This window comes from [Clostridium] clostridioforme AGR2157 (genome assembly GCF_000424325.1).
GTDB lineage: Bacteria > Bacillota > Clostridia > Lachnospirales > Lachnospiraceae > Enterocloster > Enterocloster clostridioformis_A.
Genome location: NZ_AUJR01000041.1, coordinates 23,347 through 44,951, shown reverse-complemented (window position 1 = coordinate 44,951; position 21,605 = coordinate 23,347). Strand labels below are relative to the sequence as shown.

General features: G+C 49.8%; 20 protein-coding genes and 4 pseudogenes. 18 read left to right on the top strand and 6 right to left on the bottom strand.

What is annotated here, in order from left to right:
- The first annotated feature begins 608 nt into the window (after positions 1 to 608).
- Positions 609 to 1,016 (top strand): DUF3795 domain-containing protein, encoded by a 408-nt coding sequence (locus G614_RS0117025; protein WP_027642919.1) that lies wholly within the window; start codon positions 609 to 611, stop codon positions 1,014 to 1,016.
- A gap of 282 nt (positions 1,017 to 1,298) precedes the next feature.
- Positions 1,299 to 1,523, top strand: a pseudogene (locus G614_RS34520) (DUF3795 domain-containing protein); the annotation flags it as partial.
- A gap of 745 nt (positions 1,524 to 2,268) precedes the next feature.
- On the opposite strand, the gene G614_RS0117015 reads toward G614_RS34520, so the two are convergent.
- The gene (locus G614_RS0117015) at positions 2,269 to 3,210 is read right to left on the bottom strand and encodes a LysR family transcriptional regulator (protein WP_330366947.1); all 942 of its coding nucleotides are present in this window, start codon (positions 3,208 to 3,210) and stop codon (positions 2,269 to 2,271) included.
- Between the two features lie 80 nt (positions 3,211 to 3,290).
- On the opposite strand from G614_RS0117015, the gene G614_RS0117010 reads away from it, so the two are divergent.
- The 4 genes and pseudogenes from G614_RS0117010 to G614_RS0116995 all read left to right on the top strand — a co-directional run bounded on the left by G614_RS0117010 (position 3,291) and on the right by G614_RS0116995 (position 8,650).
- The gene (locus G614_RS0117010; protein WP_027642916.1) at positions 3,291 to 4,523 is read left to right on the top strand and encodes a dicarboxylate/amino acid:cation symporter; all 1,233 of its coding nucleotides are present in this window, start codon (positions 3,291 to 3,293) and stop codon (positions 4,521 to 4,523) included.
- Position 4,524: 1 nt separating this feature from the next.
- Positions 4,525 to 4,632, top strand: a pseudogene (locus G614_RS34515) (L-serine ammonia-lyase, iron-sulfur-dependent, subunit beta); the annotation flags it as partial.
- Positions 4,633 to 4,950: 318 nt separating this feature from the next.
- The gene (locus G614_RS0117000; protein WP_027642914.1) at positions 4,951 to 6,816 is read left to right on the top strand and encodes an ABC transporter ATP-binding protein; all 1,866 of its coding nucleotides are present in this window, start codon (positions 4,951 to 4,953) and stop codon (positions 6,814 to 6,816) included.
- On the top strand, positions 6,803 to 8,650 hold the full coding sequence (locus G614_RS0116995) for an ABC transporter ATP-binding protein (RefSeq protein ID WP_027642913.1): 1,848 nt from the start codon (positions 6,803 to 6,805) through the stop codon (positions 8,648 to 8,650). The genes G614_RS0117000 and G614_RS0116995 overlap by 14 nt, the downstream gene beginning before the upstream one ends.
- Positions 8,651 to 8,681: 31 nt before the next feature.
- Here G614_RS0116995 and G614_RS31370 read toward each other — a convergent pair whose 3' ends face one another.
- Positions 8,682 to 8,855 (bottom strand): hypothetical protein, encoded by a 174-nt coding sequence (locus G614_RS31370; protein ID WP_155245068.1) that lies wholly within the window; start codon positions 8,853 to 8,855, stop codon positions 8,682 to 8,684.
- A gap of 221 nt (positions 8,856 to 9,076) precedes the next feature.
- Here G614_RS31370 and G614_RS34510 point away from each other — a divergent pair, with 221 nt between their 5' ends.
- The 7 genes and pseudogenes from G614_RS34510 to G614_RS0116950 all read left to right on the top strand — a co-directional run bounded on the left by G614_RS34510 (position 9,077) and on the right by G614_RS0116950 (position 14,919).
- Complete coding sequence (locus G614_RS34510; protein WP_007035798.1) at positions 9,077 to 9,241, top strand: DUF255 domain-containing protein; 165 nt, start codon at positions 9,077 to 9,079, stop codon at positions 9,239 to 9,241.
- Positions 9,242 to 9,279: 38 nt separating this feature from the next.
- Positions 9,280 to 11,220: a thioredoxin domain-containing protein gene (locus G614_RS0116980; protein WP_027642912.1), complete on the top strand. Its 1,941-nt coding sequence runs from the start codon at positions 9,280 to 9,282 to the stop codon at positions 11,218 to 11,220.
- A 158-nt stretch (positions 11,221 to 11,378) separates the two neighbouring features.
- Positions 11,379 to 11,924 carry a nucleotidyltransferase domain-containing protein gene (locus G614_RS0116975; RefSeq protein ID WP_003525862.1) on the top strand — a complete coding sequence of 182 codons (546 nt, stop codon included), beginning with the start codon at positions 11,379 to 11,381 and terminating at the stop codon, positions 11,922 to 11,924.
- A 100-nt stretch (positions 11,925 to 12,024) separates the two neighbouring features.
- A complete protein-coding gene (locus tag G614_RS32195) occupies positions 12,025 to 12,204 on the top strand; it encodes a hypothetical protein (protein WP_027642911.1) in 180 nt (59 codons plus the stop codon).
- Positions 12,194 to 12,807: pseudogene (locus G614_RS34505) on the top strand (NAD(P)/FAD-dependent oxidoreductase); the annotation flags it as partial. The gene G614_RS32195 and the pseudogene G614_RS34505, both read left to right, overlap by 11 nt.
- Complete coding sequence (locus G614_RS0116955) at positions 12,804 to 13,199, top strand: DUF1667 domain-containing protein (RefSeq protein ID WP_027642908.1); 396 nt, start codon at positions 12,804 to 12,806, stop codon at positions 13,197 to 13,199. The pseudogene G614_RS34505 and the gene G614_RS0116955, both read left to right, overlap by 4 nt.
- A 349-nt stretch (positions 13,200 to 13,548) precedes the next feature.
- Positions 13,549 to 14,919 (top strand): homoserine dehydrogenase, encoded by a 1,371-nt coding sequence (locus tag G614_RS0116950; protein WP_027642907.1) that lies wholly within the window; start codon positions 13,549 to 13,551, stop codon positions 14,917 to 14,919.
- Between the two features lie 139 nt (positions 14,920 to 15,058).
- On the opposite strand, the gene G614_RS32880 is transcribed toward G614_RS0116950, so the two are convergent.
- The 3 genes and pseudogenes from G614_RS32880 to G614_RS27800 form a co-directional block, all read right to left on the bottom strand.
- Positions 15,059 to 15,679, bottom strand: a complete 621-nt coding sequence (locus tag G614_RS32880; RefSeq protein ID WP_242828122.1) for an amidohydrolase family protein — start codon at positions 15,677 to 15,679, stop codon at positions 15,059 to 15,061.
- Between the two features lie 8 nt (positions 15,680 to 15,687).
- Positions 15,688 to 16,215 (bottom strand): amidohydrolase family protein, encoded by a 528-nt coding sequence (locus G614_RS32875; RefSeq protein ID WP_242828121.1) that lies wholly within the window; start codon positions 16,213 to 16,215, stop codon positions 15,688 to 15,690.
- A 39-nt stretch (positions 16,216 to 16,254) separates the two neighbouring features.
- Positions 16,255 to 16,752, bottom strand: a pseudogene (locus G614_RS27800) (2-keto-3-deoxygluconate permease).
- On the opposite strand from G614_RS27800, the gene G614_RS32870 reads away from it, so the two are divergent.
- The gene (locus tag G614_RS32870; protein ID WP_242828124.1) at positions 16,691 to 16,855 is read left to right on the top strand and encodes a hypothetical protein; all 165 of its coding nucleotides are present in this window, start codon (positions 16,691 to 16,693) and stop codon (positions 16,853 to 16,855) included. The pseudogene G614_RS27800 and the gene G614_RS32870 overlap by 62 nt on opposite strands.
- A 188-nt stretch (positions 16,856 to 17,043) precedes the next feature.
- On the opposite strand, the gene G614_RS0116935 is transcribed toward G614_RS32870, so the two are convergent.
- Positions 17,044 to 18,942, bottom strand: coding sequence for a sigma-54-dependent Fis family transcriptional regulator (locus G614_RS0116935; protein ID WP_027642906.1), 1,899 nt, complete (start codon positions 18,940 to 18,942; stop codon positions 17,044 to 17,046).
- Between the two features lie 187 nt (positions 18,943 to 19,129).
- Here G614_RS0116935 and otnK point away from each other — a divergent pair, with 187 nt between their 5' ends.
- The 4 genes from otnK to G614_RS32860 all read left to right on the top strand — a co-directional run bounded on the left by otnK (position 19,130) and on the right by G614_RS32860 (position 21,599).
- The gene (gene otnK / locus G614_RS0116930; RefSeq protein WP_027642905.1) at positions 19,130 to 20,401 is read left to right on the top strand and encodes a 3-oxo-tetronate kinase; all 1,272 of its coding nucleotides are present in this window, start codon (positions 19,130 to 19,132) and stop codon (positions 20,399 to 20,401) included.
- Positions 20,398 to 20,991, top strand: a complete 594-nt coding sequence (locus G614_RS0116925) for a class II aldolase/adducin family protein (protein ID WP_027642904.1) — start codon at positions 20,398 to 20,400, stop codon at positions 20,989 to 20,991. The genes otnK and G614_RS0116925 overlap by 4 nt, the downstream gene beginning before the upstream one ends.
- 70 nt (positions 20,992 to 21,061) lie before the next feature.
- Complete coding sequence (locus tag G614_RS32865) at positions 21,062 to 21,232, top strand: hypothetical protein (protein WP_242828120.1); 171 nt, start codon at positions 21,062 to 21,064, stop codon at positions 21,230 to 21,232.
- Between the two features lie 91 nt (positions 21,233 to 21,323).
- On the top strand, positions 21,324 to 21,599 hold the full coding sequence (locus G614_RS32860) for a hypothetical protein (RefSeq protein ID WP_242828119.1): 276 nt from the start codon (positions 21,324 to 21,326) through the stop codon (positions 21,597 to 21,599).
- Positions 21,600 to 21,605 lie beyond the last annotated feature (6 nt).

Below are 21,605 nucleotides of genomic sequence, written 5' to 3'. Positions count from 1 at the left end.
TTACATTCATGAATCTGGAATAGTCTGCTTTGGAGTAGGAACAGGCATAATAAAAAGCAGTCAGTGACTTTTGGGTGATGGCAGACAAAAAATGTCGGTAGAGGGAACGGATGGAATCCGCCGACTCCATGGCAAGTATGGATAAAGCCAGTAGAAATAAAGTCTCCGCGGTAGGGGAAGAAAACGTTTTAAAATAGATGGAAAAATATTGATGAAGTCTACCAATCAGGTTCTTTTCGTTGTATAATGAGTTTGTCGTACAGGGTCACTTTCCTTTGTATATTTTGTTGGCAAACTAATTATACACCAAAGTGTCCTGTACGATATTTTTTTTCTTAAAAAGTTATAAAGTCGTGTATCTGGCACATCTGCGAAAAAGAACATATCGCAGTTTATGTTCATCTGTAATTTATGGTCCAAATGCTGCTGGAAAGACCAATATTATAGTTACAGATGGAATTATGATAAAATATACTTGCTGGATCTGCGGCATTTGCCGTGTAGAGTTGTCCACAATGGACGGTTTCTTCAAAGCTTTGAGAGACCGCTATCCAATGAAGATATCGCTGGTTTCCGAACTATAAACTGGTTAGAGGAGTTGATTGAAAATGAAGATGCCAGAAAATATAGAACCCGTCATGTTTGCGCCCTGTGGGATGAACTGCCTGGTTTGTTATAAGCATTGCTATCATAAAAAGCCATGCGCAGGCTGTTTGAAAAGTGACCAGGGAAAACCAGAGTACTGCAGAAAGTGCAGGATAAAGGATTGTGTGGTGGAGCGGCAGATTACATATTGTTTTGAATGCCCTGAATATCCCTGTAAGCAGATAAAACGGTTGGAAAAAAGTTATAATACCCGCTACCATGCCAGCTTGATGGGAAATAGCAAAATGGTAAAAGAACAGGGAATGGCTGTATTTCTGGCACAGCAAAAAGAAAAATATACCTGCCAGGAATGTGGAGGAATTATTTCAATCCATGATGCAGAGTGCAGTGAGTGCCAGTGGAAAATGTGATAAGGAGAAAATGCCCATGGTAAAGAAGATGCGCTGTTGGTACCATATGCTCAGATTGTGAGTATTATCCGGCGGATTGCCGGGGAAGCGGGGAGATAAAAGGCAAAGTATTCTGGCTGGAATATACAGGAGAAAGCTGCTGTGACATTTATGAATGCTGCATCAATCAAAGAAAATACGGGCATTGCGGTCAATGTGAGGAATTGCCATGCAGCCACTATATGGCCCGACAAAAACAAGGGAAGAAAATAAAGCCGACCACTCTATGCAGATGAAGAATTCTGTTGCTTATGTTCGGAAAATACAAACTGTGCAGGCTGTAATTCCGGGGAATGTGCGGATAAAGACTGGTGTGAGAACAGAAAATGTTCATTGGAAAAGGGAATTGGACATTGTTATACGTGTGATGAAGACTGCCAGAAAGGTTTATTAACCAAGATAAAGCCATATGCGTTTAACCTGTTTGCAAAAAGGTATGGAGAAAAGCAGCTTTTAGACTGCCTGGAAGTAAAATACTCCGTGACCGTCAAGACCGGCTACAATCCGTTCCGCTTGCGGGAGGACGGTATTCAGGTCTATACTGTACCAAGCATGGGCGCATTAAATTGGCGGTTACAAGAATATTGGCATCCTGTACGATCTCTATTGTGGCGTTTACTATCGGTATCACGTTCCATCTGCTGATTTCAAATCTGGCATTTGGAACGAACTGCTTGAAAACATCTCTGCAAATGCTGTTTTCAGATATCAATCTGCCGAACATCAATTTAGGCGTTATCGGTGTTGCTGATTTCCATTGTGGTAATTCTTATTCCCATTTTTTCCTATACGGCGTTAGACGTGAACTGGATTTCCTCTGTTCTTCCATCCGCAGGTATTGGTATGCAAAACAACTTAGTGTATTTGACCAGGGTATAATAATTGGACACTCAAGAATGGAGCCAACCTACACAAAACCGCCGCTGTTGGGCAACTCAAAGCGGCAGTTTTTTACGCGATATGGCCGGGGTCTGCTGGGGGCCACCCTGCTTTGGTTGACAAGGCGGTCCCCAGCAGACCCCGGCCATTCCTCCCGAAAAGTCAGAATTATCGCATAGCAACTTTGAGACAAAATGTCCCACTGGTCCTGGCCGGCGCGGGCCACTATCTGGTAGGCGGCTGCGTGCGGGACTGGAGCGGGTGCCGAGCGGGGAGACGCCAAACAACCGGGAGACGTTGATGAAGCTCCTCGGCCGCAAACAGCCGGAGGACCCTACTCCTCCGCCAGCTGGATGAAGGTCTCCATCTCCCGGGTCTTCCAGCGGTCCTTGCGGTAAAAGATCTGGCGGTACATGGACAGGTGAAAGCCCTGGACCCGGACTTCCTCCAGCTTCCCCTCCCGGACGCCCCGCTCCACCATAAACCGGGGCAGAAAGGATATCCCCTGGCTCACCTCCAGCATCCGCAGGAGCAGCGCGGTATCCCCGGTCTCCAGGAACGGAGTGACCGACAGGTTGTGGGAGGCCAGCTTGACGTCCAGCGCCCGCCGGTAGTTGGCGTCCCGCTCGGTGAGGAAAAAGGGCAGGTGCAGCAGCCCGGACAGATCCATCGCCCCCTGGCCGCCGATCCCCAGGGAGGCGGAGGCCACAAAGACGATCTCCTCCTTCTGCTCCAGCGTCTTGCACCAGAGATTGTTGTACCTGGGCGCGTCCAGGATATAGACCAGGTCCAGCGCGCCCCGCTCCATCTTTTCAATCAGCTCCTCCGGGGAGCCGGTGGTGATCTGAACCGCGGCCCTGGGGTGCAGGGCGCGAAAACGGGTCAGGATGCCGGGCAGCTTGGCCATGCACAGGGAATCAATGACCCCCAGATGCAGGTTCCCCCGCAGCTCCTCCGTCCCGGACACGGAGAGCTTAATTTTGTTGACCTCGTAGAGCACGGCACAGGCCCCGGACAGAAACTGTTCCCCCGCCCCGGTGAGGACGACCTGCCGCCCCACCCGGTCGAACAGCTGCGTGTTCAGCTCCTTCTCCAGCAGCCGGATCTGCACCGTCACCGCCGATTGGGAGTAGCCCAGGCTGTCTGCCGCCTTGGAAAAGCTCTTCATCTGCGCGGCCCGGACAAAGGTATTGATTTGACGCAGTTCCATGATGGCTTCCCTCCGGATTATAGTTGAATTTTTTTCAACCGTTTTATGAATTATATGAATTTGCATAAATATATAGGGTATGTTATACTAAAATCATCCACTGGTCAAGGAAAAAATTGGCCAAATAAAACGGAGGTAGTTGTGTTATGGAAAAGAAATCGTTTAAGCTCGGCCTTCTTCCCAAAATTCTGATTGCAATCGTTGTTGGTATCCTGATCGGTCAATTTCTGCCCGTGTGGTTCTGCCGCATCATCGTAACGGCATCCGGCATTTTCAGCACCTTTTTGAAGTTCATCATCCCGCTGATGATCGTGGCCTATGTGACCATGGGCATCGCCGACCTGAAGAGCGGGGCGGGCAAGCTGCTGCTGATTACCGTGGCCCTGGCCTACACATCCACCCTGATCTTCGGCTCAGCCTCCTACCTGGTCGCCTCCAGCCTCTTTCCCCACTTTATGAGCGAAGGGGCCATGGAACAGATCGCCGCCACCGCCGGCGTGTCCCTGGACAGCTACCTCTCCATCACCATCCCGCCCCTGCTGGACACCCTGTCCGCCGTGGTGCTCGCCTTTGTGCTGGGGCTGTGCCTGTCCATGCTGCGGGGCAAGACCATCAGCAATACCCTCTATGAGTGCATGAAGGACTTCTCCGGCATCATCGACAAGGTCCTCCACGCCGTGATCATCCCGCTGCTGCCCCTCTACATCTGCGGCACCTTTGTAGACATGACCAAGTCCGGAAAGACCTTCGCCATCCTCAGCGTGCTGTGGAAGGTGTTCCTGGTGGTCATCCTGATGCACCTGATCTGCATCTGCATCCAGTTCGTCGTCGCCGGTGCCATCAGCCACAAGAACCCCGTCCAGCTCATCCGCAACCAGATTCCCGGCTACGCCACCGCCATCGGCACCCAGTCCTCCGCCGCCACCATCCCGGTGAACCTGCAGTGCGCCGCCAAGGACGGCGTCTCCGAGCAGATCCGCAACTTCGTGGTGCCCCTGTGCGCCAACATCCACATGGCCGGCTCCATGATCACCATCACCGCCTGCGCCACCGCCGTGTGCCTGATGAACCGCCTGCCTATCAGCCTGGGCGTCGTCATCCCCTTTATCATGACCCTGGGCATTGCCATGGTCGCCTCCCCCGGCGCCCCCGGCGGCTCCATTATGACCGCCCTGCCCTTCCTGTACATGATCTTCGGCGCGGAGGCCGGCGACCCCAACGGTCCCATCTGCGCCATCATGGTGGCGCTGTACATCACCCAGGACTCCTTCGGCACCGCCTGCAACGTCTCCGGTGACAACGCCATCGGCGTGATCGTGGAGTCCATCTACCAGAAGTTCATCACCGGCGCCAGGCCCGCTAAGGCCGGGAGGGCCTGAGATGTCCTTTATCAGCGTCTTTGACGTGCTGGGTCCCAACATGATCGGACCCTCAAGCTCCCACACGGCCGGGGCCGCCGTGATCGGCGGCCTGGCCGGCAAGACTATTAAGTTCGAGACAATTTGTCCCAAGGTGAGGACAGGCCAGAGGGCGGCACTTTTCGCAGTGCCACCTTTTTACGCTATCAAAATTTTATGAAATGGGAGGGAGTTCATGTACGCACAGACAAAGTATCATAGAGAAATTAAAACTGCTGTTATGGGAGAGCGGACATTCACCATCAAAAATCTCACCCCCATTCTCTCCCCCCCCATCCCCCACACAGTTACAAATAATTGATGCATGCAGAAAGTCCCTGGTTTTGGGCCGGTTAAAGCAGAAAAATGGTGAACAGGATATGCCATATGATTTGAGAAGGATTATAAGATGGAAAAAAATGTAAGACTTAAACACAGAAAACTCTATCTAATATTCAGGTTCCTCCAAGGTTCCAAAATCTATTTTGCAGCAGCCATAGCCGCCTCACTGATATCAACCATATTAAATGCCCTGACACCGCAGATTTTCCGGTTCAGCATTGATGAGGTGCTTAGTGGAAACATTGGAAACAGCAGGAACGGAGGAAGCTATCTGTCCAGTCACCTTTGGATACTGGCGCTGATGATTGTGGCGGTGGCGGTAGCTTCAGGGATTTTTACCTATATCAGCCGTACCAATACGGCCAGGGCGGGGGAGAATTTTGCTAAAAACTTAAGAGATGCATTATTTATTCATGTGCAGAAGCTTCCCATGAAATGGCATGACAGGAACCAGACAGGGGATATTATTCAGCGGTGTACTTCTGACGTGGAGGTGATACGCGGATTTGTAGTTACTCAGCTTCTGGAGGTGTTCCGCACGGCATTTCTTGTGCTTATGTCTTTTGCTATGATGTTTTCCATGAATGCGAAGCTTTCCTGCATCGTTCTTCTGTTCGTACCGGTTGTTGTGGTGTACTCCACTGTGTTTTACCGATTGATAGCTAAGCGGTTCACCACTGCGGACGAAGCGGAGGGAGAACTTTCTGCGGTTGTGCAGGAAAATGCCACAGGAGTGCGTGTGGTGCGGGCATTCGGCCGGGAACAATTTGAGATGGAGCGGTTTGACAAGAAGAATAATGCTTTTGCCAAGCTGTGGATTCGTCTGGGGACGTTATCAGGACTGTACTGGGGGATTGGGGATCTGATAACGGGACTGCAGGTGATTGCGGTTATTATCTTCGGAGTGATAGAGGCAGTAAATGGTTTCATATCCGTTGGTGAATTTGTGGCATTCGCAGCTTACAATTCAACGCTGGTGTGGCCAATCCGCGGCCTTGGGCGTATTCTTTCTGATATGAGCAAGGCAGGCGTTTCTTTTGAACGTGTGGATTATATTATTCGTTCTCAGGAAGAAGCCTATGGAAAAGCAGATGAAAAAAACGGGAAGGAAAGCGAAAATTCCGGTGGGAAGTATAATATTTCCTTTCAGCATGTATCTTTTGGATATGAGGAAGGAAAGGATGTGCTCCGGGATATTTCGTTTACAGTCCCTGAAGGCAGTACGTTTGGGATTCTGGGTGGAACGGGCAGCGGGAAGTCTACGGTAATCCAGCTCCTTTCGCGGCTCTATGAGCTGGAGGTAAACAGGGGAAGTATTTGTATTGGCGGCAGAGATATTAAGGATATCCCTATTGAGGAGCTCAGGAGAAATATAGGAATGGTATTGCAGGAACCGTTTTTGTATTCCAGGACAATCCGGGAAAATATAGCTGCCTCCGTACCGGACGCGTCTCTGGAGGAGATTCGGTATGCGGCGCGAATTGCGTGCATTGACGACGCCATTTTGAGTTTTCCGGACGGATATGACACTCTTGTGGGGGAACGGGGAGTCACTTTGTCAGGAGGGCAGAAGCAGAGGATTGCTATTGCAAGAATGCTCCTTCAGAAAGCGCCGGTTATGGTATTTGACGATTCCTTATCAGCAGTGGATTCCCAGACAGATTATAACATCCGGTGTGCGCTGAAGGAACATATGAAGGAGGCAACCGTAATCCTCATATCCCACAGAGTGACATCCCTTATGGGAGCGGATGAGATATTGGTGCTGAATCAGGGGAAAATAGAAGAACGCGGAACGCATGGGGAACTGATACGGGGAAATGGAATCTACCGCAGGATTTATGAAATACAGATGAGCCGTGATGACAGAGAGATGATGGGGCAGGATGAAATGGATAAGAAGGATGGGGGGATAATCAATGGCAGCATATGAAGAACAGGAGTATAACAATCCCTTCAGCTTCAGTATATGGATGAAGCTGTTTCCATTTTTCAAGCCATATAAGAAGTTTTTTGCAATTACATTGGGACTTAATATTCTGCTTGCGGGAGTTGATATCCTTGTGCCTCTGTTCCAGAGCTATGCCATTGATACATTCATTATACCGGACCGTTTGGATGGACTTGGAGTATTTACGCTGGTTTATATTTTGGTTATTGTTAGTCAGACTATCTGTGTGTATGTGTCGGTTCACGCGGCTACAACCATAGAGATGAATGTGGGAAAAGATTTAAAGAGAGCGCAGTTTAAACATTTGCAGACCTTGTCATTTTCCTACTATAATACGACTCCGGTGGGATATATCCATGCCCGGGTGATGAGTGATACTCTGAGGATTGCGGGGATGATAGCGTGGGGCCTGGTGGATATGTTCTGGGCTCTGATTTATGTGGTCAGTGTGTTTGTGATTATGTTTATACTGAATCCACAGCTGGCATTTATCATCACCATGATTGTTCCGTGTATTGCTCTGCTGACAGTATATTTCCAGAATCGGATTTTGAAATGGAACCGGAAGGTGAGACGGATCAATTCCCAGATTACCAGCGCGTACAATGAAGGCATTACCGGAGTTAAGACATCAAAGAGTATGGTCATTGAAACAGACAATGAGAAGCGCTTCTTAGAAAAGACATCGGATATGCATCAGGCGGCAATTCATTCGGCAAAGCTGAATGCGGTCTATATTCCGGCTATTTTGTTTTTCAGCTCTGTGGCCTCAGCGGTTGTATTGGCAAAGGGCGGCTATATGGTTCAGGAGAATATCATAAAACTGGGGACACTGTCTGTATTTATCTCGTACGCGGTCGTTATATTTGAACCCATACAGCAGCTTGCCAGACTGCTGGCAGATTTGATTTCCTGTCAGGCGAATATTGAGCGGGTAATGGATTTGCTGGAGCAAAAGCCCAATGTGGTAGACCGGACCGATGTGCTTAAGAAGTACGGAGACGCCTTTTCACCCAATAAGGATAATTGGGAAAAAATCCGGGGAGACATCGTGTTTGAAGATGTTTCTTTTATGTATCCGGACGGGAAGGAATATGTGCTGGAACATTTTAACCTTCATGTGCCTGCCGGTATGAATGTTGCCATTGTGGGTGAGACCGGGGCGGGAAAGTCTACCCTTGTGAACCTGGTGGGCCGGTTCTTTGAACCTACAAAGGGAAGAATATTGATTGACGGTGTGGATTACCGGGAACGGTCGCAGCTGTGGCTTCACAGCCAGATTGGTTATGTGCTGCAAAATCCTCACCTGTTTTCGGGAACTGTGCGGGAGAATATAAGGTATGGCCGCCTGGATGCATCGGATGAGGAGATTGAAGAGGCGGCGAGCAGTGTGTCCGCAGATATGGTTGTGGCGAAAATGGAAAAGGGGTATGACAGCGATGTGGGCGAAAGCGGAGGCCTGTTGTCCACAGGCGAAAAGCAGCTGATTTCATTTGCGCGGGCGGTCCTGGCCAATCCTGCCATTTTTGTTCTGGACGAGGCCACCTCCTCCATTGATACCCAAACAGAAAAACTGATTCAGGATGCGACGGCTCATCTGCTGAAGGGACATACTTCCTTTGTGATTGCACACCGTTTATCCACAATCCGTCAGGCTGATTTGATATTGGTTGTAAAGGACGGGAAAATCATAGAGCGGGGCAGCCATCCGGAACTGCTGGAGCAAAAGGGATACTATTATGAACTGTATTCCAGGCAGTTTGATGAAGAGGAGGCTATGAAGGTGTTCGCGGGGGAAACCGTTTGTTTGTCTTGATATCACCGGACGCCTGCTTCCCCGCTGCCCATTATTCCAATAACCAGCCCTGTCTGTCAATACTCCACATGCACACAACCATGGCAACCAGCCCGTTTTCTTTTAAAATGCGGATTCCCGCCAAAAACGCTGGCTTTGTATGGCCAAGCATTTCCGCCTGTTTTGCCTGGTATATGTGCCGTGGCTGTCTGTTTTTTAATGTCATGGGTATTCCTCTTTTCTGTATCTTTTAATTATGCAAAGCAGATATGGAGTTAGAACCATCTAACTAAAGGAATTATAACATCCTGCATTTGGTTGTGTACGCTCCCAAAAGACATGATTTCAGCCCGAACAGATATACATAACTGACAGTGGGAGGGTATAATTCTATGTATCCATGGAGAACATAGTAGGGCAAATATTCAGTAACAGGGAGGTGATATTGTGGACAATCAAAACAACAGACCCAATAGGTTAATCAATGAGAAATCGCCCTATCTGCTGCAGCATGCGTACAATCCGGTGCAGTGGTTTCCGTGGGGAGAGGAGGCATTTGAGAAAGCAAGGCTTGAAAATAAGCCTGTTTTCCTATCTATTGGGTACAGCTGACATGTCCCGGATGATGTACATGTCATTGGTGCCATGTGATGGAACGGGAATCATTTGAAAATGATGTGATTGCAGAAATCCTGAACAGGGAATATGTCTGTGTTAAGGTGGACCGGGAGGAACGGCCGGATGTGGATTCTGTATACATGTCAGTGTGCCAAGCCATGAACGGACAGGGTGGCTGGCCGCTGACCATAATAATGACACCGGACTGCAGGCCATTTTTTTCCGGCACCTATTTTCCGCCCAGGGCCCGTTATGGAAGGCCTGGTCTGGAAGAACTGCTGACAGCGGCCGCAGCTCAGTGGAAGGTGAAAAAAGAAAAACTTCTGGACCAGGCAGGACAGATAGAGAAACACCTAAAAAGCCAGGAACGGACAGGAAGATGGGCCGAGCCGGAGCTTGCGGCGGTGCATCAGGCCTTCAGGCAGTTTGCGGATAGTTTTGACAGTAAAAACGGCGGTTTTGGAAGCGCGCCCAAGTTTCCCACGCCCCACAGCCTGATATTCCTGATGGAGTATAGCGCAAGGGAGAAGCGGCCGGAGGCATTGGCCATGGCGGAGACAACCCTGGTGCAGATGTACAGGGGCGGTATCTTTGACCACATTGGAGGCGGATTTTCCAGATATTCCACGGACGGACAGTGGCTGGTGCCCCATTTTGAGAAAATGCTCTACGACAATAGCCTGCTGGTCATGGCTTACATCAAAGCCTATGGACGCACCGGGCGGAAGATGTATGGATGTGTGGCGGGAAAGATTCTGGAATACGTCAGGCGGGAGCTTACGGATTCCCAGGGCGGCTTTTACTGCGGACAGGACGCGGACAGCGATGGTGTGGAAGGAAAATACTATGTGTTTACCCAGGAGGAGATAAGGGCGGTACTGGGAGAGAAAGCGGGCAGGGACTTTTGCCGGCAATACGGAATTACAAGGCATGGTAATTTTGAAGGCAGGAGCATACCCAACCTGCTGGAAAATGAGAATTACGAGGAGATTTGTGAGGAACCATGGGGCGGTGATGACCATGGCGGCAATGTCTGTCATGGCGTCCGTAACAGCTTTGGCGGCAGAAAAAATGAGGACTGCAAAAAACTGTATCAATACCGGCTTGACCGCACCAGGCTTCACAAGGACGACAAGATACTGGTTTCCTGGAACGGATGGATGATTTGTGCATGCGCAATGGCAGGAGCTGTGCTGGGGGAAAAGCAGTATGTGGATATGGCTGTCAGGGCAGAAGCATTTATAAACAGCCGCCTTGTGAAGGACGGGCGTCTGATGGTGCGCTACCGTGACGGAGATGCCGCAGGTGAGGGAAAGCTGGATGACTATGCCTGCTATAGTCTTGCATTGCTGGAGCTGTACCGGGTGACATTCCAGGCTGATTATCTGAAACGGGCAGCTGCCTGGGCGGAGATAATGACAGAACAGTTCTTTGACCGGGAACGCGGGGGATTTTATCTGTATGCTGAGGACGGGGAACAGCTTATTGTGAGGACAAAGGAGACCTATGACGGCGCCATGCCGTCCGGGAATTCCGTGGCAGCTCAGGTACTGCACCGGCTGACCCAAATTACCGGCGAGGTCAAATGGCAGAAGGTGCTGGAGAAACAGCTCTATTACCTGGCAGGCGCCATGGACGGATATCCTTCTGGGCACAGCTATGGGCTTCTGACCATGATGGATGTACTGTATCCCACTAAGGAACTGGTGTGTACGCTGTCGCCTGGCGCTGACACGGAAAGGCACAGGAAGCTGATTGCTCAGCTCGCAAACCTGGCCGAAACGTCAGAGGGGCTGTCTGTGGTGGTAAAAACAGAGGAAAATGTACGGGAAATGGAGCGTCTGGCACCCTATACAAGAGATTATCCGGTGCCTGAGGCCGGAGAATTATTTTACCTCTGTGTGGGGCATGAATGTATGCAGCCGGTACCGCAGCTTGAACAGCTGATTCAGAAACTGCGGGAAGAGACGTGATATCTGGAATGCCGGGAGGTCCGATGGGTTCTCCCGGTTTCCATTTCTCCTCCGTTTCAGCTGCTGAACCGGGTAGATATGAGGGGAGAAATATGGTAAACTTGATGCAGTGACAGAAAGCATCAGATGAGCAGTTTATGGGGAAAGGCGGAGATTTTATGATAAAAAAAGAGACAGTAACAAAGGCAGATTTATTGAAAGTATTGGACCTGATGGAGACATCTGGCATGCGGTACTGGCTGGACGGCGGCTGGGGTGTGGATGTGCTGCTTGGGAAACAGACCAGGGAGCACAGGGACGTGGATATTAACTTTGATGCCCGGTATACAGACGCATTGCTCCGCACATTGGTTTCCCATGGGTATGAAATCACGACGGACTGGCGCCCGGTGCGGATTGAACTCTGCCACCCGGAGCTGAGTTATGTGGATATCCATCCATTTGTAATCAACGAGGATGGAACTGCAAAGCAGGCGGACCTGGAAGGCGGATGGTATGAATTTGAGGCGGATTATTTTGGAAGCGCGGTCTTTGAGGGCAGGACCATACCGTGTATCTCGGCAAAGGGGCAGAAGATATTCCATACAGGATATGAATTCAGGGAAGTGGATAAGCATGATATCCGCATTATCGACTATTTGCTCTCTGCCCAAAGCAGTGACAGGGATGAGACAGGGGGAGCTGTATGCCGGGCGAAAAAATAGCTGAGAAGCTGACATCTTATCTGAGAAAAAAGCAGGAATCCAAGTCATCCAATACATATGAACCATTGTCGGATGCTCATGCGGGGATATTGACCTTCTTTTGGAAACAGCGGCAGACCGGCGGCGCCGGGGGGCCGGGACCTTTGTGTCTGCGAAGCTGGGGCTGACAGAGGATCCGCTGGGACTGTCCCTTGTGTGCGATAAGCGGAAAATGGTCAGGGATTTGCTCCAGGTACGACTGATGATAGAGCCCCGCATGGCCTCCATGGCTGTATCTTAGCCATACAGTCACGGACATAAGGGGGATAGAGCGCCTGGAATCCGTGGCGGTGTCACAGGTGGACCGGAACATGCGCCCTATTCCGGGGACGGAAAAGGAGTATGCCTGTGATACGTTGATTCTCTCCGTAGGCCTGATACCGGAGAATGAGTTATCTCTGGGAGCAGGCGTAGTGCTGGATGAGCGCAGCAGGGGAGCCGTGGTGGATGAACATTACCAGACCAGCGTGGAGGGAATCTTTGCCGCCGGTAATGTTCTCCAGGTCCACGACCTGGTGGATTTCGTATCCCTGGAGGCGGAGAGTCTGGCGGATGGCGTGGTCCGGTATATCAGGTCAGGCCATTTGCCTACTGTCCCCTGGAGATAAGGACAGACGGACAGGTGACTCATACAGTTCCTCGTAGGATAAGCGGCTCCGTCGGATTCAAGCTTTCCCTGCGGGTTAGGGAGCCGCGGGAAAACTGTACCATAGAGGTATTTCAGGGAAACAGGGTTATCGGGATGCGGAGGATGAAGCGGGCCATTCCGGCGGAGATGATACAGATTCCCATAGGGGCGGATAAGCTGAATACAGAGCAGGGGCTGGAGGTGAGGATTTCATGAAACGAGAATTTGTCTGCATCATGTGTCCCCAGGGCTGCCGTATCGAGGCGGAATGGAGCGGCGGCAAAATAGAATCCATAACCGGAAACACGTGTCCCAAGGGAATGGATTATGTGACCCGGGAACTGGTCAATCCCATGAGAAACATTGCCACATCAGTCCTGGTGGAGAATGGGGAGCTGGAGCTGGCCGGCGTCCGCCTGACAAACCCAATCCCAAAATCCAGGATATTTGATGTGGTCGCTGAAATAAAAAAAATACGTATCCAGGCACCGGTGCATATTGGACAGGTGGTGGTGGCGGACGTGCTGGGGCTGGGGAGCGATGTGGTGGTGACTAAGAATGTGGGGGTGGCTAATGATGCGGGGAGATGTCCCCAAAAGACTGGATGATAAGACATCTGAGAAATAGAGCATTTAGCAGCAGTTGCAACGCTGTTGCATTGTTGACTGTTTTTGTTGCATACATGTCACGAAGTTTAATTGAATCAGCATATTACCATGTTTCTTATGTTTTGACAGCGCCCTTATTTTACTGGTTTTTTGGGTAAAAATTCTGTTATATTTTCGTCAATCTGTTTTTGGCATGATATTTGCTATTATAGTTTAGTAGTAGTAAATATACTCATATCATTACCTGAAGCATCACAGACTGCTCTTGACATTCAGACAGAATGAGGCAGAAACGGCTGTTACAGGCAGGGTGAAAAGAAAAATACAAAACAGAAAGGAAATGCGCGATATGGATTACACAAGTTTATTTAAGAACAACGGCGGAAAAAAGTCAAAAGTAGGAATTATAGGTGCAACCCGCGGCTATGGCTATACGCTGTTGGCACAAATTCCAAAGGTTGAGTTAATGGAACTGAGGCTGATATCTTCACGGCATACGGACGAATGTGTAGAGGTGCTCACAGGTCTTGGATATAAGAAAGAGGATATTATTATATGCGGGAATAAAGAGCAGGTCCAGAGCGCTCCCAGCCATGGGGTTCTTATTGTAAATGACTACCGGCTGGTTCTGGAAAGCGATATTACGGCATTGGTTGAGTGTACGGGAAACACGGCTGTGAGCTCAGAGGTATCCGCGGCCGCATTAAAGAAGGGAATCAATGTTTACATGGTTTCAAAGGAGACTGACAGCGTGTGCGGCCCTATTTTAAATAATATTGCTGAGAAACACGGCACCGTATACTCTCTGGTTAACGGAGATCAGCCAAGAAACCTTCTGGATCTTTACTCTTGGGGAAAAGTATTGGGATTAGAGATCATAGCAGCGGGCAAAGCCAGCGAGTATGACTTTGTATGGGATCCGGATACTGACGAATTCACTTATATGGAAGGCCCTGAAAAACCACATGAGAATATTCCTGGTCTGAAGGAGTTCTGGCATTATGAAGGCCGTGAGACATTGGAGGGACGCCGTAAGCTGTTAGAAAAATATATGGCAGTTATTTCCGCCGACCTTTGCGAGATGAATCTTGTGTCCAATGTCACCGGGCTGGTGCCGTCTGACAGACGTCTGAATTATCCTGTTGCAAAGATCAGCGAACTGGCAGATATCTTTATTCCGGAGGAAGATGGCGGCATACTTAAGAAGACTGGCGTGGTAGATGTATTCTGCAATCTGCGTGCGCCGGATGAGGCCAGTTTTGCAGGTGGTGAGTTCATCATCATCAGATGCGAGAATGAAACGGTATGGGAACTGCTTACAAGTAAAGGGCATGTGGTAAGCCGTAATGGTAAATATGCATGTATCTATCTTCCTTATCATTATATGGGACTGGAGACGCCCATATCCATTCTGTTAGGAGATATCCTGGGACTGGGTACCCACTCTGAATGCCGTCAGGTTTCCGTTATGACCGGTGTGGCTCAGAAGGACATGCCCAGGGGAACCGTACTTAAGGTCCAGGGACATCATCATTCCATCGAGGGCCTGGTTCCGGAATTGTGGGAACTTAAGGATGCGGGAAATGTGGCTCCATTCTATCTGTTAAATGGTACAACACTGCTGGAGGATGTAAAGGCAGGGCAGCCCATAACAAAGAATGTGGTGGATTTGTCAGGAAGCCTTCCTTATGAATTATATAACGAAGGATTGAAGCTTTGATTGTAACACAGGCTTTAACATGATATAGATGTGACACAGAATAAAAGGATGCTGCTGCAAAGCGAATTCAGTTTGCAGCAGCATCCTTTTTGCAGATGGAAAGGGAGATTTAACAGCAAAGCAGTGCTCCCCTAATAATTTAGAAGATAATGGTTCCGTCCTGGATAACAGATGTAACCTTCTTTAAAGCTTCGATATCATCTAACGGATTGCCTTCCAGGACTGCAAAATCAGCTGCTTTTCTTTCCGCGATAGAGCCGGTGTTTCCGTCTACCCCGCAGATCCGAGCCGCGTTGATTGTGATTCCGGCCAGTACATCCCGGTTTTTAGCACCCAGACCAGAGATATAGCATGCTTCCTGCGCCAAACCCTGATGCAGCCCGTCAGTGCCAATGCCAAACTTAAGTCCGCCCTCAATGGCGCCGGATAAGCACTTGCAGATAATTTCCTTTTCACGAAGGCTCCCCTCCCTGTCATGAGGCGAGAACTTGAATAACAGCTGGTCGTTCAGGGCGTAGCTGGGAGTATATACCACCCAGCGGTCCTCTTTTTTAACGCGCTCCACCTGGGGCTGGGTGATATAATACACATGTTCCAGACAGTCAATGCCCGCAGTCAGGCAGTCGTCTAATCCCTGTCCCCCTGAGCAATGGCAGGCTGTGGTTATATTCACGCTTTTTGCTTCTTCCACCACTGCCTTCAGTTCCTCTAAGGTCAAAAAGTGATAGATGAAAGGGGTTGCATTGATTACCTTTGTCATGAATACTTTCAGAAAATCAACACCGCGGGGATATTTTCCCTGGAGGTCCTGCGGAAAGCTTCCGCGCCGCAATGGGGCATTCCTACATATCCATGCCCATGGCTGCTGCGCATGCCGATGCCGCTGACAACCAGCTTCGGTCCTGCGATACGTCCTTCCTTCTGCGCCTTTTTACATATTACATCAATATAGAACCTGTCTCCCAGACATCTGGAGGTGGTTACACCGGCTGCCAGGTCGTCCTTCATGGTTTTAATGGCGCGTATGGTCTGCTCTGCCTCGCAGTCCTCCATTTTGACCAGGTGATTTTCAAGTCTGGCGTCTAATGCCAGATGGTTGTGGCAGTCAATCATGCCGGGGATGATTACCTTATCGCCATAATCAATTACGTTTGTTTGCTCTGGTATTTCAACTTGAAAGATATTATCGTATATTTTTTGGATTTTTCCATTTTCAATCAGAAGCCCGCTGTTTTCCATGACTTCCAGCTGATCTCCCGCTATGATTTTGTTTGCCTTAATGATATAACGTTCCATAAAAGTCCTCACTTTCTTTCAATGCAATTAAGCTCATCATTATTTCTGCTGCCTTTTAGCAGCCCTTCTGGCAAAGAATCCGGTCAAAATGGGGGTCAGAATGGCTGTGATAACAACAGCGCCAGCTACCTGCGCGGTAGCCACGCCCACTACCGGCTCCAGGGAAGGATCCGCCATGGCAACGGATGCAGGTACAGCTACAGCATTGCCTCCGGTGGTACCAATGGCCATTCCCATGGGATCCGGTTTTCTTCGAATCAGGCTGTACAGGTAATAAGTTAGCACACCCGTAAACAAAACAGTTATAAGTCCAAGGACAATACCGCCGGCACCGGCCTTTGCAATAGTAAACAGGCTTGTATTGGCTCCCAGCACAAAGCCGTTAAAGGGAAGCAGCATAGCTAATCCGTTGGATAACAGCACCTTGAAATCTTAATCCAGATTGCCCAAAATCATACCGATAATCAGAGGAACTATGGCTGCTACCAGAGACAGAATTGGAATTTCCGCAAGGCCGGTGGTGCCCAGTGCAATCATGGTAAGAAATGGACCGTCGTTTAAGGACAGGATACCCCGGAGACTGACCACCCCGGCAGGGCCGGAGCATGGCGTGTTCCTATTGCTCGATGCAGTTGTTTAAAGCAATTATTATGCCAAGTATATGGATATCGGCTAAAAATAATAAAAGCTTCATAAAAGACACAAGAAAAAGGTCGATATAGTGAGAAATACACCGGGGGGGTGAGGGGGAGTGCGATTGCAACAGTATTACAGCAAAAAATGCAACGATATCACAACAAAATGTGCAACACCATTGCATGAATTGAATTATATTTTTATATTATATTTCTGCATTTTTCTCCATAGTGTAGAACGGTTAATACCCAGCAGCCTGGCAGCCCTGGTCTGATTGCCGCCGCATTCTCCAAGTGCCCATATGATGGAACTTTCTTCGCTGGAGGTCTGAGATGCAGTATAGACAGGAACCGGAGATGAATCCTCTAAATCCTGGGGATATAGCGCCCTTAGCAAATCATCTCTGGTGATGGCATTTCCGGAGCAGATTACCAGAGAGCGCTCTACAATGTTGCGCAGTTCCCTTATATTTCCATTAAATGGATAATCATTAAGGACAGATAAGGCCGAAAGATTGATTTCGGGAACAGGTATCCCGCACTCCTGCCCCCGCTGCCGCAACAAATGCAGGAACAGAAGTTCCGCGTCCCGGTCTCTCTGGCGAAGAGGGGGGAGGAAAATTCTCAGAACATCCAGGCGGTACATCAAATCACGGCGGAACAGTTCTTTGCCGGCAAGCTGATTGATGCTTTTATTGGTGGCGGAAATAATGCGGACATTGATGGAGATGACCTTGTTATCACCAATTCTTCTGACCTCACGTTCCTGGAGGACCCGCAGCAGCTTGGTCTGGGTGGAAAGGGATTCATCGATTTCATCCAGAAACAGGGTTCCGCCGTGCGCCTGTTCAAAGAGTCCCATTTTGCCGCCTTTGACGCTGCCGGTAAAGGCGCCCTCCACATAGCCAAAGAGCTCGCTTTCCAGCAGATTTTCCGGTAGAGCGGCACAGTTGATGGCGACAAAAGGTCCATTTTTACGAGGACTGGCATTGTGTATGCTCTGTGCAAACAATTCTTTTCCTGTCCCGGTTTCTCCCACAATGATGACATTGGAATCCGAGGCAGCATATCTGCGCGCCGTATCAATGGTGGCGTCGATGACAGCGCTCTTATGAATAATGTCGCCAAAGGTATATTTTGCACGGAGTCCTTTTTCGCTGAGGCTCCGGCGGATTTGATTTTCCAGCTTCTGTATCTCAGTTATATCAGATAAGGTAATCACGACGCCGGAAATGTTGTTATTGACCACAACAGGAACAAAGGAGGCGGATACGGTAAGGTTGCTTTTGGGGATGGTAAGAATGCTGCCGTTTATTTCCTGCCCCCCCTTTAAAACCTCGCTAAAGGATTTGTAGAGATAGGGAAGGGTTGTCTGCAGAGACCTTGACAGCAGGCTGATATTGTTGTTCATGGCTTTGACCACCCGGTTGCGTACCCGTATGGTACCGGAGGAATCAATATACAGGATGCCGTCCTTGGACGCGTATATGATGGTCTTATAGGTCTCGGCGACAATTCGTTCGATCTGTATCTGTTCGACCGTGCGTATGGCCTCATTGATTGCCTGAAGGATGGTATCCTCTCCGGTACGTATCAGGCGGGATGGGATGCCATGTCTTTCAGCCAGCTCTACAGCGGAGTATCCTCCGATTAGCGCGTCACATCCATGGGCGACGGCCTCGTCTATGTTGGCTTCCAGGTCCCTGTGATTGCTGGCCGGATAAATTTCCACTTCGCATCCTAACAGTTTGCATATGTCGGAGGCCTCATATATTTTTCCGTAAAATCCGCAAATGGCAATCTGTGTGGAATTAAAATCTTTGCGGCATTCAGCTACCGTGCGTATGATATCATAACCGGAAATGGCCAGGTCGATAACGGGAGTCTGGGGATGCATGGCTTTCAGCTGTTTAGCACTGAACCCCCGGGCGATGACAGCATCGTAGCTTCCTGCATTAATCCGTGAAATCTGGTCAACTGTCAATACCTGTATGTTGGCGGAAATTCGTTTGTTTTCAGGATGGTTGTCTAAGACATACTCAACCTTTTCCCGAAGTTCAGGATATGGTACAATGAATAGTATATGAATCATAGCGGGCCTCCTATGGCGGATGGTACAGTTGTTGCTGTTTCGATTCTACAATAATGCAACAGTTTGGTCAACGGTTTTGCAACATATATGGCTGAAGAACAAAGCAGGAAGGCTGTGATTCATGTTGGCATGAAATTTGCTAATATAATTGTATAATATATCATTTCATGATAACAGGAGGTAAACTATGCCAATATTCGGATGTGTAGCCGATGATTTTACAGGCGCCAGCGACGCAGCTTCATTTTTGGTAAAGGGAGGCATGTCGGTCCAGCTCTTTAACGGGATTCCGGCAAAAGGAAGCAGGATTGCGGAGGGAGTACAGGCTATTGTGATAGCGCTTAAATCAAGGACCCAGGATATCGGGGAGGCAGTGGCGGATACCATGCGGTCCCTTGGCTGGCTGAAGGAGCAGGGCGTGGAGAAATTTTATCTGAAATACTGTTCCACCTTTGACTCTACTCCGGAGGGGAATATTGGCCCTGTTGCAGACGCCGCCATGGAATTCCTTGGGGTGTCCTATACGGTACTGTGCCCGGCGCTGCCTGTCAACGGACGTGTGGTAAGAAATGGGGAACTGTATGTGGGCGATGTGCCTTTGCATGAGAGCCCTATGAAGAAGCATCCTCTGACTCCCATGTGGGACTCCAGAATCGCCAACCTGATGAAGCCCCAGAGCAAGTACCCCTGTGTGGAGCTCTGGAAGGAGCAGATGAACAGGCCGGCAGATGAAATCCTTGCCATGCTTACGGAACAAGCGGACGGGCAGGAGCATTTCTATGTGATACCGGATTACCGGGATATGGAGGATGGGGAACGGATTGTGGAGCTGTTCGGGGATCTGGCCCTGCTGACAGGCGGAAGCGGGATTCTGGAGCCGCTTGCAAAACGGCTGAGCAGCCGGCAGGAGATGCTGCCGGAGCTTGATATTCAGGCAGAGGGATCCGCCATTCTGCTTGCGGGAAGCTGTTCCAAGGCTACCCTGGGGCAGATTGACTATTTCCAGGCCCACGGCGGACTCAGCTATAAGATGGACCCTGTGGCCATGCTTGAGGACAGGGAGACTTTGGAGGACGCGTGGAAGTTTGTGAGAGAAAACTGGGGAACCCCGGTGCTGGTGTACAGCTCTGATACAGCCCGAAATGTGAAGGAAGTGCAGCAATACGGGCAGGAGCGTGTGGCAGAGATGCTGGAACAGGCAGCCGCCAAGCTGGCGGAACGGGCAGTGGCCCATGGAATCAGGAGAGTGGTGGTGGCAGGGGGAGAGACCTCCGGTGCGGTGACAAAACGGCTGGGATTTTCTTCCTACCAGATTGGCGCCAGCGTGGCGCCCGGAGTGCCGGTCATGGTGCCCATGGAGAATGAGTCGCTTCGCCTTGTATTAAAGTCCGGGAATTTCGGGCAGGAAGAGTTTTTTGTGAAAGTGTTGGAGATGACGCGGATGGAGGAAGGAAAATGATGGACAAGGAGTTAGCGCAGAAATTAAAGGACGCGGTCTGGATTGGAAGGAGTCTGTTTGAGAGGAACAAGACAGCCGGTTCATCGGCTAATATGAGTTTTTTCCATGATGGAAGGATGTACATCAGCCAGAGCGGAAGCTGCTTTGGAACCCTGAAAGAGGATGAATTTTCAGTCATGGATATGAACGGGGAATGTCTGAGCAGCAGCAAGCCCAGCAAGGAATGGCCCCTGCATCTGAAGGTATACCAGAAAAAGCCGGGAACAGGCGCTATCCTGCATACCCATGGCACCTATGGGGTGCTGTGGAGCTTTGTGCCGGCTGAGGACGAAACAGACGCAATCCCGGACCATACCCCGTATCTGAAGATGAAGCTGGGTAAGGTGGGGCTGGTTCCCTACGAGAAGCCGGGTTCCCAGGCACTGTTTGACGCTTTTGAGCAGCGTGTGATGGAAAGCGACGGCTATCTGCTGAAGCAGCACGGGGCAGTGGTGCCGGGAAAAAATCTGATGGACGCCTTTTACTGCCTGGAAGAGCTGGAGGAAAGCGCCAGGATTGCCTGGATGCTGAGGGAGGCCGGACTGAGATAGAAGGGGATATTGCCGCACCTGAATCGTTTCTGTATGGCTTTGAATGTTTTACGATTGTGAAAAAGTTATCATGCCGGGCCCTGGAATACCAGGGCCTTTTTGCGGCACCACCTATCAGGAAGCGCTGGATCTGGTATATCAGGGAAAGGCAGATGTGTTGGGAGCCTTTCTGGGTTCCGAGGAGGACGGGGCAGACATGGGGCTGGCTCTTTCAAAGGCGTATGCGTCCATATCGTCATGAACAAGGGGGTCAGCTATCCCTCGGATGGTCTGGTGGGAGCTAGGCGGATGAGGTCAGATACTTTCCTGATGTCAGGGCGGCATTGCGGGCAGTGAATAATGGGGAGGTTGATTTTTTCTACGGAATCTCCACCAAAATCGAGCACGATATGCAGGCCCACCACTACCCAAACGTGGTTCCGAATACCCTGGTTAATGACAGAAATGATATCTGTTTTGCGGTTACCAGGCCGGTTGACGGCGAATTGCTTCCTATCCTGAATAAGTCGGTTAACAGTCTGAGCAGTGAACAGAAAACCGCATTGACTAACCAGAATATGATGACCATAGGGTCCCGTACCGCATCTGTCGTGGAGTTGAAGCCATGAGATACG

What these genes read in the sequence shown, in the direction of transcription:
- G614_RS0117025 (WP_027642919.1), top strand. Translation starts at nt 609, where the DNA reads ATGAAGATGCCAGAAAATATAGAACCCGTCATGTTTGCGCCCTGTGGG.
- G614_RS0117015 (WP_330366947.1), bottom strand. Translation starts at nt 3,210, where the DNA reads ATGCAAATTCATATAATTCATAAAACGGTTGAAAAAAATTCAACTATA.
- G614_RS0117010 (WP_027642916.1), top strand. Translation starts at nt 3,291, where the DNA reads ATGGAAAAGAAATCGTTTAAGCTCGGCCTTCTTCCCAAAATTCTGATT.
- G614_RS0117000 (WP_027642914.1), top strand. Translation starts at nt 4,951, where the DNA reads ATGGAAAAAAATGTAAGACTTAAACACAGAAAACTCTATCTAATATTC.
- G614_RS0116995 (WP_027642913.1), top strand. Translation starts at nt 6,803, where the DNA reads ATGGCAGCATATGAAGAACAGGAGTATAACAATCCCTTCAGCTTCAGT.
- G614_RS31370 (WP_155245068.1), bottom strand. Translation starts at nt 8,855, where the DNA reads ATGACATTAAAAAACAGACAGCCACGGCACATATACCAGGCAAAACAG.
- G614_RS0116980 (WP_027642912.1), top strand. Translation starts at nt 9,280, where the DNA reads ATGGAACGGGAATCATTTGAAAATGATGTGATTGCAGAAATCCTGAAC.
- G614_RS0116975 (WP_003525862.1), top strand. Translation starts at nt 11,379, where the DNA reads ATGATAAAAAAAGAGACAGTAACAAAGGCAGATTTATTGAAAGTATTG.
- G614_RS0116955 (WP_027642908.1), top strand. Translation starts at nt 12,804, where the DNA reads ATGAAACGAGAATTTGTCTGCATCATGTGTCCCCAGGGCTGCCGTATC.
- G614_RS0116950 (WP_027642907.1), top strand. Translation starts at nt 13,549, where the DNA reads ATGGATTACACAAGTTTATTTAAGAACAACGGCGGAAAAAAGTCAAAA.
- G614_RS32880 (WP_242828122.1), bottom strand. Translation starts at nt 15,679, where the DNA reads ATGACAAAGGTAATCAATGCAACCCCTTTCATCTATCACTTTTTGACC.
- G614_RS32875 (WP_242828121.1), bottom strand. Translation starts at nt 16,215, where the DNA reads ATGGAACGTTATATCATTAAGGCAAACAAAATCATAGCGGGAGATCAG.
- G614_RS32870 (WP_242828124.1), top strand. Translation starts at nt 16,691, where the DNA reads ATGGCTGCTACCAGAGACAGAATTGGAATTTCCGCAAGGCCGGTGGTG.
- G614_RS0116935 (WP_027642906.1), bottom strand. Translation starts at nt 18,942, where the DNA reads ATGATTCATATACTATTCATTGTACCATATCCTGAACTTCGGGAAAAG.
- otnK (WP_027642905.1), top strand. Translation starts at nt 19,130, where the DNA reads ATGCCAATATTCGGATGTGTAGCCGATGATTTTACAGGCGCCAGCGAC.
- G614_RS0116925 (WP_027642904.1), top strand. Translation starts at nt 20,398, where the DNA reads ATGATGGACAAGGAGTTAGCGCAGAAATTAAAGGACGCGGTCTGGATT.
- G614_RS32865 (WP_242828120.1), top strand. Translation starts at nt 21,062, where the DNA reads ATGCCGGGCCCTGGAATACCAGGGCCTTTTTGCGGCACCACCTATCAG.